Genomic DNA, 12739 nt, shown 5'->3' with positions numbered 1-12739 from the left:
CCCCTGTGGGTGCTGCGCCCCCCGCCATGCGGCCGTGCGTGCCAGGCGGCCACCGCCCCCCGCTGCGGCTTGCCCGCGGGTCTGGTCAGCGCCGACCCAGCCACCGGGACCCCCTTCCCCCGTCGCATCCGCGCGGGCGTGGTCAACTTCAACCGCCCCACCACCGGCGCCGCCGGCGACATGCCCTTCGGCGGCCTGGGCGCCAGCGGCAACCACCGGCCGTCGGCCTATTACGCCGCAGACTACTGCGCCTATCCGGTCGCCAGCTTCGAGGCCAACGCGGTCGCGAACATCGAAGGCGAGATCAAGGGGTTACGGTCGTGATTCCTTCTCCCCTTGCGGGAGAAGGTGGCCCGCGCAGCGGGTCGGATGAGGGGTTTCTCCCTGCCGGCCGCCTGCGTGACCCCTCACCCGCTCGCGCCAGGACGACGGCTTGCGCCGTCGTGCGCGACCTCCCTCTCCCGCAAGGGGAGAGGGCCGAATGACCCCCGCCGTCGAAGCTAATGCCGACGGCCTGATCGGGCCGACCCACTCCTACGCCGGCCTGTCGCCGGGCAATCTCGCCTCCAGCCTGAACAAGGGCGAGGCGTCGAACCCGCGCGCGGCGGTGCTGCAGGGGCTCGACAAGATGAAGACCCTGGCGGACCTGGGCCTGCCCCAGTTCGTCCTGCCGCCGCATGAGCGGCCGAACATTCCCTTCCTGCGGACCCTGGGCTTCACCGGCTCGGACGCCCAGGTGCTGGAGCAGGCCTGGAAGGACGCCCCCGCCTTCGCCGCCGCCGCCTGCTCGGCCTCGCCCATGTGGGCCGCCAACGCCGCGACCGTGACGCCCAGCGCCGACGCCGCCGACGGTCGGGTGCATTTCACACCCGCCAATCTCGTCACCAATCTGCACCGGTCGCTGGAGCATCAGCAGACGAAGCGGGCGCTGGACGCCCTGTTCCCCGCCGCGGATCGTTTCGCCGTCCATAACGCCCTGCCCTCTGTGGCCCATCTGGCCGATGAAGGCGCCGCCAACCATGTGCGCCTGTGCGCCGAGCATGGGGCGCCGGGTGTCAATCTGCTGGTCTGGGGGCGCGAGGCCTTCACGCCCTGGGACGGCCCCTACCCCGCCCGCCAGACGCGCGAGGCGTCGCAGGCCGTCGGTCGTCGCCACGGCGCCAGCGGCGTCGTCCTGGCCCAGCAGTCGAAGGCCGCCATCGCCGGCGGCACCTTCCACAATGACGTGGTCTGCGTCGGGGCGCGGGACACCCTGTTCTTCCACGACCTCGCCTTCGAGGACACGGCCGGAACCCAGGCCGCCATCCGTCGCGCGGCCGAAGGCCTGTTCGACCCGATCTTCGTCGAGGTGTCGTCCGCCGACCTGCCCCTGGCCCACGCCATCAGCAGCTACCTGTTCAACTCGATGCTGATCCAGATTCCGGGCGAGGACCGCCTGACCCTGATCTGTCCGACCGAGACCCGCGACAACCCGCGCAGCCATGCGGTGGCGCAATCCCTGGCCGCCTCAAACGGCCCCATAGGCCAGGTCCGGTACGTCGATGTGCGCCAGTCGATGCGCAACGGCGGGGGGCCGGCCTGCCTGCGCCTGCGGGTCGTGCTGACCGAGGCCGAGCTGGCCGCGACCAACCCGGCCATGCGCCTGACGGATGCGCTGCACGCTCGGCTCAAAACATGGGGCGAGCGCTGGTACCGCGACGAATTGCGCCCCGCCGACCTCGCCGATCCGGCCCTGCTAAACGAGAGCCGGAGCGCGCTGGATGAACTGACGGCGATTCTGGATTTGGGCGGCGGCTTCTATCCGTTCCAGCGGCCCTAGGCCGCGAACCGCCCGCCCCTGGACGCATAGGCTTGAGTGCCGCGCGTGAAGACCTGATCGCTGGGCAGGACGGTCTCAATCGGCAGGTCGGCCTGGCCTTTCAGGGCGTCATAGACGGGGCCGAAGTCCTTCAGCGTCTCGTCCTTCAGCGCTTCCAGGCTGTCGATGACGAAATAGACCTGCTGGAAGTCGTCGATCCGGTACAGGGTCCGCATCACCCGCTCCAGGTCGAAACCCAGCCGGTTCGGCGACGGATCTTCGAGCGCAAAGACGCTTTCGGTCGCCGACGAGACGATGCCGGCGCCGTAGATGCGCAAGGCTCCGGCCTCCTGCATCAGGCCGAACTCGACCGTGTACCAGTAGAGCCGCGCCAGGTTGGGCAACATGCCCAGACCGGCGGCGCGCTGTCCGCCCTTGCCATAGGCCTCCATATAGGCGGCGAAATCGGGGTCGGTCAGCATGGGCACATGGCCGAAGACATCATGAAAGATGTCGGGTTCCTGGAGGTAATCCAACTGGTCCGGTTTGCGGATGAACTGGCCCGAGACGAAGCGGCGATTGGCCAGGTGATCGAAGAAGACCTCGTCGGGCACCAGACCGGGCACGCAGACCACGGTCCAGCCGGTCAGGGCCTGGAGCTTGGGATTGATGATCTCGAATTCGGGGATTCCGCCTGCATTCAGGTCCAGCGCCCTCAGCCCGTTCAGGAAGGCGTCACAGGCCCGGCCGGGCAGGATCTTCATCTGGCGGGCGTACAGCGTGTCCCAGGTCTGGTGTTCGACCTCGGTATAGGCGGCCCAGTTCTGGGGAATGGTCCAGTCGGCGGCCGCGCCCTCTGGCGGTTGTTCGAAGACGTGTTCGAAGTCGGACATGGACGCTCCTCTTTGCCCCATCCTAACGCCCGGCGGACGCCCCTTCCAAGTCTTCCTCAGTGAATGCCTTCATGCAGGGGGGCGTGATGGCCCTCGGCGTCGGTGGTGAACCAGCGCTGGGCGTCATCGGGCAGCAGGACGGACTGGCCGTCTTCCAGCACCCCCTCCGCCGCATAGGCGACGAAGCCGCCGTCCTCGCCCAGGGCGAAGACGCGGTAGAAGGGCTGGTCCGCCGCCACAGCGCCGGTTTCGACGGCGGGGCCGGCGTAGCCGTGATCGACGTCCATCACCACGCCGCGAAAGGCGTTGTCGCGGTGACGAACGATCTGGCCGATGGCGAAACGGGCGGTGTGAACCTGGGTCATGAGGTCTTGTTACGCTGGCGCGGATGACCGGGACGCCCACAGGTCCGTTCATCTTCCTGACAGAATGGCTTGGCGCGGACGATCTTCGCGGGCTAGGCTGATCCGGACGGGCGCCGCTTTGGACCGCCCACATCGGAATGACGGCCCATGCCGGAGACCCACGGCGCGCCCCGACGGCGCGACGAGCGGTCCCAGCCTTCCCGCGAGCGGGATGCGGCGGGTCGGGACGCGCCCCTGTATGGCGCGCTCGATCTGGGGACCAATAATTGCCGGCTGCTGATCGCGCGGCCGTCGCGCGACGGCTTTCGGGTGGTCGACAGCTTCAGCCGGATCGTGCGGCTGGGCGAAGGCCTGTCCCGCACGGGACGGCTGGACCCACGCGCCATGGACCGGGCCTATGACGCCCTGGCCCTGTGCGCCGACCGGATCGTCAGGAAGGGCGTGGAGTCGGTTCGGCTGAGCGCGGTCGCCACCCAGGCTTGCCGCGCGGCCGAGAACGGCGCCGAGTTCATCGATCGTGTGCGCAAGGGCACCGGCTTGCGGCTGCGGATCATCGATCCGGCCGAAGAGGCGCGGCTGGCGGTCGAGGGCTGTCTGAACCTGATCGATCCCAAGGCCGAGGCCGTGCTGATCATCGATGTCGGCGGCGGTTCGACCGAACTGTCCTGGCTGAAGCGGGAAGACGCCGACTGGAAGACCACCGCCTGGATGTCCGCGCCCCTGGGCGTGGTCACCCTGGCCGAGCGCCACCCGGAGCCGGAAGGCGCCGGCGAGGACTGGTACGAAGCCATGGTGAACGACATGGGCGCGGCCATTGCGGCGGGCGGGATCGAGGATGCGGCCATGATGGAGCTGTTCCTGGCGGACCGCGCCCATCTGGTCGGCACCTCGGGCGCGATCACCAGCCTGGCGGGCATTCACCTGAACCTGCCGCGCTACAATCGCGACCGGGTCGATGGACTATGGATGACGCGCGGCGACTGCGAGGCGGCGGCGGAGCGGCTGAAGGCCCTGGGGCCGGACGGCCGGGCCAAGGAGGCCTGTATCGGGCCGGACCGGGCCGATCTGGTCCTGGCCGGGGCGGCGATCCTGGAGGCCATTCAGCGGGCCTGGCCGTCGGAGCGGGTCCGGGTCGCCGACCGCGGTCTGCGCGAAGGCCTGTTGCTGCAGCAGATGCGCGAAGACAAGAAGCCGCCCAAGCGGCGCAGGCGTCGGCGGGGCCGAGGCCGGGGCCCTACGGCGACCTGAGCGTCAGCTCGCCGCCGCCAGCCGCACCGGCACGTCGATGTCGCAGACCGAAAAGTCCGCCCCCTTGGCCTGACGCGCCTGATCGACCAGGGCGCGGAAGGTCGGCGAGGTGGTGTTCAGCATCTGCACCGCCGGGCGCTCGGCCGACGGCAAGTCGGACGCCAGGCGGACGCGGGTCATCCGGTCGGGATCGGTGACGACGCCGTCCGGATTGGGGCTGGCTTTCAGGGCGCGCACGATGTCGAGTCCCACGACCACCCGGCCCCAGACGGTGTAGCGCTTGTCCAGGGCGGGATAGGCCTGACGCATCAGGAAGAACTGGCTGTTGGCGGTGTCATTGCCCTCGTCGCGGGCCATGCCGGCGACGCCGGGGCAATAGAGGCCCCAGCCATGCACCTTGCGGTCGGCCGTCCCCGTCATCAGGGCGTCGGGCTGGGTCTGGACCGGGAGGGAATGGTAGAAGCCGATCAGGGCCCCGGCCGGCGCGGCGGCCGGGGTGAAGGCCATGTCCGGTCCGCGTCGGAAGGTGAACTCCGCCTTCAGGTCAGGATACCAGCTCTGGCCGTCGCCGGTCCCCAGGGGGTCGCCGGTCTGGGCCATGAACCAGTCGATGACCCGGTGCCAGGCCAGGTTGTCGTAGAAGCCGCGCGACGCCAGCAGCTTGATCCGCTCGACATGGGCCGGGGCGATCTCGGGCGCCAGTTCGACCAGAATCCGGCCCTTGGTCGTGTCGATGACCAGCAGATTGTCGGGCGCGACGGCGCGCCATTCGGTCGGGCCGGGCGGGGGCGGCGGCACAGCCGCCTGCTGCGCCAGAGCCGGACTGGCCAGCAGCGCCGCAAGGCCTGCCGCCATCAGCGTGTTTCGAATGGTCATCCCCCGGCCCTCCCCTCTATTTTGGCGATCAGCCGCCGACGACCTCGGCCACCGGTTGAACGTCGCAGATATTGAAGCTGCCGCCGCGCGCCGTGCGGGCCGCCGCGATCCGTTCGGCGAAGGCGGCGCTGGCCGGATTCAGCACACGGACGGTGGGCCGTTCGCCTTCCGGCAGGGCCGAGGCCATGCGGACCCGCGTCATGACGTCGGGGTTGGCGACCTTGCCGTCTTCGGCGTCGGAGCCTTTATTCAGCTTGTTCACCACGTCCAGGCCCGAAACCACGCGGCCGAAGGCAGTGTAGACGCCGTTCAACTGGTCCCGGTCGCCCATCATCAGGAAGAACTGGCTGTTGGCGCTGTCGGGCGCGCCGGCGCGGGCCATGCCCAGGACGCCGGGGCAGAACAGGCCGTGAGCCTCGACCTTGAAGTCGGCGGTGATCATCATCTGGGCGTCGGGCTGGGTCTCGACCGGCAGAACGCCGACCAGACCGCGCACGCCCTGTCCCGCGTTCGGCACGGCGACGAAGCCGGCGTCACGACCACGACGGAAGCTGAACTCCGCCTTCAGATCGGGCAGTTCGCTGCCGCCCTCGCCGGTGCCCTGGGGGTCGCCGGTCTGGGCCATGAAGTCGGGGATGACGCGGTGGAACTTCAGCCCGTCATAGAAGCCCTGGTTGGCCAGGGTGCGGATGCGTTCGGCATGGGCCGGCGCGGCGACCGGCGTCAACTCGACCAGGATCCGGCCCTTGGGCGTGTCGATAACCAGCAGGTTCTCGGGCGTGACGGTGCGCCAGTCGGTAGCGGGAGCCTGAATCTGGGCCTGGGCCTGGGCCTGGGCCACGGCCGGAGCCTGGGTCGCAGCCGACGCCAGAAGAGCGGCGGCGGCCGCCGCGATCACACCAAGACGCATTGACGCACTCATCCTCTGTTCTTGACCTTGTCCCGCACGCGCGCGGCGATGGCGGGGCTGACGAAACTGTCGATCGCGCCGTCCAGACGGGCGATTTCCTTGACCAGCCGCGAGGCGATGGCCTGATGCCGGGGATCGGCCATCAGGAATACCGTCTCGATGTCCTGATTGAGGCGCTGATTCATGGCCGTCATCTGGAACTCGTATTCGAAATCGGCGACCGCGCGCAAACCGCGAATGATGACATTGGCGTTCAGCTCTTCCGCGAAATGCATCAGCAGGGTCGAGAAGGGCTGGACCACGATATCGCCGCCCAGGTTGGCCACCTCGGCCTGGAGCATCTCGACCCGTTCGGCCGTGGTGAACAACGGCCCCTTGTCGTCGTTCTGGGCCACGCCGATGACCACCCGGTCCACCAGCTTCAACGCCCGTTTGATGATGTCGGTGTGACCGTTGGTCACTGGATCGAAGGTGCCCGGATAGAGTCCGATGCGCATGGCGTGTCTCCCCAGCCTGTCGCCTGCTGTTCGGCGTGACTTAGCAGGTGCGAAAGGTTCGGCCTAGCAGGCCGTTGGCGTGGAGGCGTGTCGCAAAAACAGGGTGACAAGGCGCCAAAAGCGCCAAAGTAGGCGGGTGGACGGCGGGGCGGGGTTTGGCGTCACATCGGTCATCGCGCGATTTTACGCCCGCCGTAAACCCAGGCGCGCCGATTGCTGAGCTCGCTGACGGCGACGCTGAATTCATTAGGCTTTTCTTGCAGAATTAGGAGAGCTGGACCGTCAAGGGCAGCGGGTCATTGGCGGCCCAGGCGGTTTCGATCGCCGTCAGCAGGGTCGGATCGACGGCGAAAACCGTGTCGTCAACTGCCGTGATGGGACAGGCCGGCGTGGCGCTGTTGCACAGGAATGCGCCGTCGAAGCCTGTGATTTCCGAAAGATGCACCGGGCGGGTCTGCGACGATATGCCGAGCCCGGCCAAGCCGCGTGCGATCAGGACCTGGGTCACGCCCGCCAGCATCGGCGCCTGGGGCCAGACGATGCGATCCCCCTGGATGAAGCCGATGTTCCAGGTGACGCCCTCGGACACATGACCCTGGTCATCAACGAACAGGGCGTCGTCGAAGCCCGCCGCCCGCACGGCCCGGCGCACGCGCGTCTGACCGAAGGTGGCGACGTGTTTCAGGTGGGGCGTCTCGCGGCCATGAGGCACAGCCGTCACCCGCATTTGGGTCGCCAGGGGCGGCGGGGGCGGCGAGACGACGGTCATCACCTTGGGTCGGCCTACGAAGGACGGGTTGCGATGGCCGATCTCGGGCGAGAACAGGCTGACCCGCATCCAGGCCTTGTCACGTCCCTCAACAGCGAGCGCCAAGAGACGCCGGAACTCGGCCTCGCCGGGGCTTTCGCCGAACAGTTCGACGGCGGCCTGGTCAAGGCGGGCGAGGTGTAGATCCAGGCCGCGGACCGCGCCGTGCTCGACGCGGAAGGAGGTGTAGGCGCCGTAGTTGACCAGGGCCTGGTGGGCCAGGTCGTCAGGGCTGGCGGGAAGGCCGTCGATCAGGATGTCAGACGTCATGGCCGCTTCCCTCTCCTCCTTCCTTCTCCCCTTGCGGGAGAAGGTGGCCCGAAGGGCCGGATGAGGGGTCCGCTGGTGGGCCAGTTCGCACCACCGTTCCCCTCACCCTTTCGCGCAAGATCGATCGCTATGCTCTCGGGCGCTCAAGCCCTCTCCCGGCGGGAGAGGGTTTGAACTTAGTCCTCGCCACCCTCTTCACTCGCGACGTCCGCCTCATCCGAACCGCCGCTTTCCGGCAGGCGTTCGACCGAGACGACCTTTTCGTCCTTGCCGGTGCGGAAGATGGTGACGCCCTGGCTGGAGCGGCCGACGATGCGGACCTGATCCATCCGCGTGCGGATCATCTGCCCGCCCGAGGTGACCAGCAGCAGGTCGTCCGTCTCCTCAACCGGGAAGGCCGCCGCCAGGCGCGTGCCGGCGCGACCGCCCAGGCCGTGGGCCGTCAGGCCCTGACCGCCGCGGCCGGTGCGACGATACTCATAGGCCGAAGAGCGCTTGCCGAAGCCGGTCTCGGTGACCGTCAGAATGAACTGTTCGGCGGCGCCCAGTTCGGCGATCCGCTCCACCGTCAGAGCGGCGTCGGCGACCTCGTCTTCAGCCTCGGCCGGAGCCGCGACATCCTCTTCCGCCTCCGCGCCGGCCAGGGCCTTGCGCATGGCGTTGGCGTGTTTGACGTAGGCCGAGCGTTCTTCCGGCGTCGCATCCACGCGGCCCAGGATGGCCATGGAGATGACCTCGTCGCCGTCTTGCAGGCGCACGCCCCGGACGCCGGTCGAATCCCGGCCCTTGAACACGCGCACATCGTCGGCCTTGAACCGGATCGCCCGACCCAGCGCCGTGGTCAGCAGCACGTCGTCGTCGGCCGTGCACAGGCCGACGCCGACCATGCGGTCGTCGCCTTCCAGCTTCATGGCGATCTTGCCGGCGCGGTTGACCGTGGCGAAGTCCGACAGCTTGTTGCGGCGCACGTCGCCCGAGCTGGTGGCGAACATGATGTCGTAGTCGCCCCAGGTCGTCTCGTCCTCGGGCAGGGGCAGGACGTTCATGATGCTGTCGCCCGGCTCGATGGGCAGCAGATTGACGAAGGCCTTGCCGCGCGACTGCGGATTGCCCAGCGGCAGGCGCCAGGTCTTCAGCTTGTAGGCCTTGCCGTTGGTGGCGAAGAACAGGACCGGGGTGTGGGTCGAGGCGCTGAACACGCCGGTGATGGCGTCCTCGTCCTTCATCGTCATGCCGGACTTGCCCTTGCCGCCGCGGTGCTGGGTCCGATAGGCGTTCAGGGCGACGCGCTTGACGTAGCCGCCGTGGGTGACGGTGACGACCATGTCCTCACGCGGGATCAGGTCCTCGTCCTCCATCTCGCCGTCGCCTTCCCCGATCAGGGTGCGACGCGGCACGGCGAACTTGTCCTTCACGTCGATCAGGTCGTCGCGAATGATGGCCAGGACGTTCTTGCGGTCCGACAGGATGGTCAGGTGGCCCTGGATGGTGTCGGCCAGGCCGTTCGCCTCGCCAAAGATGTCGTCACGACCCAGGCCGGTCAGGCGCGACAGGGTCAGGGCCAGGATGGCGCGGGCCTGTTCGTCGGTCAGTTGCAGGCTGTCGCCGTTGATGACGACGCTGCGGGGGTCGGCGATCAGTTCGACCAGGGCCATCATGTCGCCGACGGGCCAGGGCTTGGCCTGCAGACGTTCGCGCGCCTCGGTCGGATCGGCCGAGGAACGGATGATGTGGATGACCTCGTCGATATTGGCGACGGCGACGGCCAGACCGACCAGGACGTGGCCGCGGTCGCGGGCCTTGTTCAGCTCGAACTTGACGCGGCGGACGACGACTTCCTCGCGGAAGTCGAGGAAGATCTGCAGCAGGTCGCGCAGACCCATCTGCTCGGGCCGGCCGTGGTTCAGCGCCAGCATGTTGACGCCGAACGAGCTTTGCATCGCCGTATAGCGCCACAGCTGGTTCAGGATGACGTCGCCGGAGGCGTCGCGCTTCAGCTCGATGACGATCCGCATGCCCTGGCGGTCGGATTCGTCGCGGACGTCGGAAATGCCTTCCAGACGCTTCTCGCGCACCATTTCGGCGATGCGCTCGATCAGGGTCTGCTTGTTGACCTGATAGGGCAGTTCGGTGACGACGATGGCCTCGCGATCCTTGCGGATCTCTTCCACCGAGGCGCGCCCGCGCACGACGACCGAGCCGCGACCGTCGCGCAGCGCGTTGCGCGGCGCGGTGCGGCCCATGATCTCGCCGCCGGTCGGGAAGTCGGGACCGGGCACGATGTCCAGCAGGGCGTCGTCGGTGACGTTGGGATCGTCCAGCAGGGCCAGGGCCGCATCCACGACCTCGCCCAGATTATGCGGCGGGATGTTGGTCGCCATGCCGACGGCGATGCCGCCGGCGCCATTGACCAGCAGGTTCGGGATCCGGCTCGGCAGGACGACCGGCTCCAGCTCCTTCTCGTCGTAGTTGGGCTGGAAATCGACGGTGTCCTTGTCGATGTCGGCCATCAGGGCGACGGCGGCCGGGGCCATCTTGGCCTCGGTGTAACGCATCGAGGCGGGCATATCGCCGTCGACCGAGCCGAAGTTCCCTTGGCCGTCGACCAGCATCAGACCCATCGAGAAGGGCTGGGCCATCCGCACCAGGGCCATATAGACCGAGGCGTCGCCGTGGGGGTGGAACCGGCCCAGCACGTCGCCGACCACGCGGGCGCATTTCGAATAGCTGCGCTCGGGCGTCATGTTCAGGTCGTGCATCGAATACAGGATGCGACGGTGAACCGGCTTGAGGCCGTCACGGGCGTCGGGAAGCGCGCGCGAGACGATCACGCTCATGGCGTAGTCGAGGTACGAACGCTTCAGTTCGTCCTCGATCGTGATCGTGGAAATGTCGGAGCCGCCGCCTCCCGGAACGATCGGAGTTGCGGCGTTTTCGTAGCTGTCGTCGGTCAAGGAAGCGTGGCTTTATGCGGCCGGAATCGGAACGTGATCCGCTGTGACGATTTCTAGCATTCCAGGGCCTCGGTGGCAAAGCGACGTCGCCGTGAAAGCCCGTCTCTGAAAGGACGTTCCACATGCGCTTCACGCCTCTCGCCGCCGCCCTCGCTCTCGCCGCCCCGCTGGCCCTCGCCGGGGCCTGCGCTTCAACCGCCGACGCGGCCCAGATGCAGGCCGAACGCGCGCCCGTCGGCGCGACCGGACAGGCCGTTCTGATCAACGCCCAGGGGGCCAATATTGGACGCGTCGATCTGCGCCAGGGACCGACCGGCCTGGTGATCAAGGTCGAGGCCTCGGGCCTGACGCCCGGCTGGCACGGCATCCATATCCATGCGACCGGCGAATGCGCCGCGCCCTTCACCTCGTCCGGAGCCCATATCAACCACGGCGAGCCCAAGGCGCCGCACGGCCTGCTGAACGCGGCGGGGCCGGACGACGGCGATCTGCCGAACGTCTACGCCGGCGCCGACGGCAAGGTGAACGCCGAACTCTTCACCACCCGCGCGCGGATTTCCTCGGAAGGGCCCGGCCAATGGCTGTGGGACGCCGACGGGTCGGCGATCATCATCCACGCCAATCCCGACGACCACTCGAGCCAGCCCATCGGCGGGGCCGGCGATCGGGTCGCCTGCGCGGCGTTGAGCGCGAGCTGACGCCCTAACGCCCCTTCTCGGCCAGCAACCGCTCGATCATTTCGGTCTGCTCCTGCTGGCGCGCCGTCAGGTGTTCGACCTTGTCCAGCAGGGCCATGATCTCGATCTCGGCCTTCAGATTGACCTGGTAGTCGTTGCCGGCGTCCAGCCGGTCCTTCGAGGCCTGACGGTTCTGGCTCATCATGATGATCGGCGCCTGGGCCGCCGCGATCATCGACAGCATCAGGTTCAGGAAGATGAAGGGATAGGGGTCGAACGCATCCCGTCTCAGAACCAGATTGAGCAACGTCCAGGTCACGAGGAACAGGCCGAAGGCGATCAGGAAGGTCCAGGATCCGCCGAACTCCGCCACCCGGTCGGCCAAACGGTCGCCGAAACTCTGGCGGTCGTCGAAGGCCTCGTTCACATCCTCCGAGATCGGGCGGCGTTCGGCGGCGCTGCGAACGACGCTGGCCTCGTTCGCGGCCAGTTCATGCGTCTCCTTGCCCAGCCAGCGGCGGGAAACATGATCGGCGTCGAGAGGGGCGTGGGGCATGACGGATTCCTGAATCGCTCAGGAAACAGATCAAGCCTTGGCGGCCCCCGCGCGCAAGCCCCGTTCGGCCAGGGCGACCAGGGCCACCCCGCCCATGGTGATGGCCGAGCCGGTCAGGATCTGGGGCGTCAGCACGTCGCCCATCAAGCCCCAGCCGATCAGCATCGACACCACGGGCGTCACCAGAAGATAGGGCGTCACCCGCCCGGCCTCGCGCCGCTGCACCAGCCAGAACAACAGGGTGGTGGCCAGGACCGAGGAGACGATCCCCGCCCACAGCAGCGAAGCCCAGACCATGGGCGTGGCGGACTTCACCGCCTCCCACTGCCCGTGCTCGAACACCGCCGAACCGAAGGCCATGACCGGAAAGGCGCCGAGCGCCAGCAGCCCCTGCATCTTCAGCGGCGGGATCGAGGTCGTGCGCCGCGCGACCACCGTCGTCACGCCCCAGGCCGCCCCGGCGGCGATGGCGACCAGGATGGCTTTCCAGTCCTGAAGCGCATGGGCGTCCAGCGTCATCCAGGCCACGCCGACAAAGGCCACCCCCATGCCGACCAGGGCGGCCCTGCTCAGTCGCTCGCCCAGGATCAGGAAGGCGAACAGGGCGGTGAAAGGAATCCACAGCTGGTTGGCCACCGTCACGGGGCTGACGTCGGTCGCCATCCAGTAGGCGGTGTAGGCCAGACCATACTGGATCGGCCCGCCGACGATGACGATCAGCAGCAGGCTCCTCCAGTCCGGGAACGGCGGACGGACGAAGACGATCAGACAGGCCGTTGCGAGACCGAAACGGATCGCCCCGACCAGCAACGGCGGCAGGGTCTCGGTCGCCAGCTTGGCCCCCGCATTGTTCACGCCCCAAACGACAATGATCGCCACGATGGCGG

Annotated in this window: 13 protein-coding genes; 4 read left to right on the top strand and 9 right to left on the bottom strand. The window is 68.1% G+C overall.

Annotated elements, in window-relative coordinates; genetic code table 11:
- Positions 1-324, top strand: a 324-nt coding sequence (locus tag ER13_RS12390) for an aldehyde dehydrogenase family protein (RefSeq protein WP_155988152.1), incomplete at its 5' end; no start/stop codon positions are given.
- 157 nt (positions 325-481) lie between these two features.
- Positions 482-1819, top strand: coding sequence for an N-succinylarginine dihydrolase (gene astB / locus ER13_RS12385; protein ID WP_035309665.1), 1338 nt, complete (start codon positions 482-484; stop codon positions 1817-1819).
- Here astB and phhA read toward each other — a convergent pair.
- The gene (gene phhA / locus ER13_RS12380; protein ID WP_035309663.1) at positions 1816-2691 is read right to left on the bottom strand and encodes a phenylalanine 4-monooxygenase; all 876 of its coding nucleotides are present in this window, start codon (positions 2689-2691) and stop codon (positions 1816-1818) included. The two genes, astB and phhA, sit on opposite strands and share 4 nt — an antisense overlap.
- 56 nt (positions 2692-2747) lie before the next feature.
- Positions 2748-3056 carry a heat shock protein HspQ gene (gene hspQ / locus ER13_RS12375; protein ID WP_008263584.1) on the bottom strand — a complete coding sequence of 103 codons (309 nt, stop codon included), beginning with the start codon at positions 3054-3056 and terminating at the stop codon, positions 2748-2750.
- Between the two features lie 147 nt (positions 3057-3203).
- Between hspQ and ER13_RS12370 the strand changes: the two genes are divergently transcribed.
- The gene (locus ER13_RS12370; RefSeq protein ID WP_035309661.1) at positions 3204-4304 is read left to right on the top strand and encodes a Ppx/GppA phosphatase family protein; all 1101 of its coding nucleotides are present in this window, start codon (positions 3204-3206) and stop codon (positions 4302-4304) included.
- 3 nt (positions 4305-4307) lie between these two features.
- On the opposite strand, the gene ER13_RS12365 is transcribed toward ER13_RS12370, so the two are convergent.
- The 5 genes from ER13_RS12365 to gyrA form a co-directional block, all read right to left on the bottom strand.
- Positions 4308-5180, bottom strand: coding sequence for a peptidylprolyl isomerase (locus tag ER13_RS12365; RefSeq protein ID WP_035309659.1), 873 nt, complete (start codon positions 5178-5180; stop codon positions 4308-4310).
- Between the two features lie 28 nt (positions 5181-5208).
- Positions 5209-6090: a peptidylprolyl isomerase gene (locus ER13_RS12360; RefSeq protein ID WP_035309656.1), complete on the bottom strand. Its 882-nt coding sequence runs from the start codon at positions 6088-6090 to the stop codon at positions 5209-5211.
- Positions 6091-6098: 8 nt separating this feature from the next.
- Positions 6099-6587: a pantetheine-phosphate adenylyltransferase gene (gene coaD, locus ER13_RS12355; RefSeq protein WP_008263176.1), complete on the bottom strand. Its 489-nt coding sequence runs from the start codon at positions 6585-6587 to the stop codon at positions 6099-6101.
- A 265-nt stretch (positions 6588-6852) separates the two neighbouring features.
- Complete coding sequence (locus ER13_RS12350) at positions 6853-7665, bottom strand: aminotransferase class IV (RefSeq protein WP_035309655.1); 813 nt, start codon at positions 7663-7665, stop codon at positions 6853-6855.
- Between the two features lie 176 nt (positions 7666-7841).
- Entirely contained in the window at positions 7842-10619 is a 2778-nt protein-coding gene (gene gyrA, locus ER13_RS12345; RefSeq protein WP_081836224.1) for a DNA gyrase subunit A, read from the bottom strand.
- A gap of 122 nt (positions 10620-10741) precedes the next feature.
- On the opposite strand from gyrA, the gene ER13_RS12340 reads away from it, so the two are divergent.
- Positions 10742-11317 carry a superoxide dismutase family protein gene (locus ER13_RS12340; RefSeq protein ID WP_035309653.1) on the top strand — a complete coding sequence of 192 codons (576 nt, stop codon included), beginning with the start codon at positions 10742-10744 and terminating at the stop codon, positions 11315-11317.
- 4 nt (positions 11318-11321) lie between these two features.
- Here the strand turns inward: ER13_RS12340 and ER13_RS12335 are convergent, their stop codons facing one another.
- Positions 11322-11852, bottom strand: coding sequence for a DUF1003 domain-containing protein (locus tag ER13_RS12335; RefSeq protein ID WP_035309651.1), 531 nt, complete (start codon positions 11850-11852; stop codon positions 11322-11324).
- A gap of 30 nt (positions 11853-11882) precedes the next feature.
- On the bottom strand, positions 11883-12739 hold an 857-nt coding region (locus tag ER13_RS12330), incomplete at its 5' end, for a DMT family transporter (protein WP_035309649.1).

It is taken from the genome of Brevundimonas sp. EAKA (genome assembly GCF_000698025.1).
GTDB lineage: Bacteria > Pseudomonadota > Alphaproteobacteria > Caulobacterales > Caulobacteraceae > Brevundimonas > Brevundimonas mediterranea_A.
This window is presented reverse-complemented; position numbering and strand designations above follow the sequence as displayed.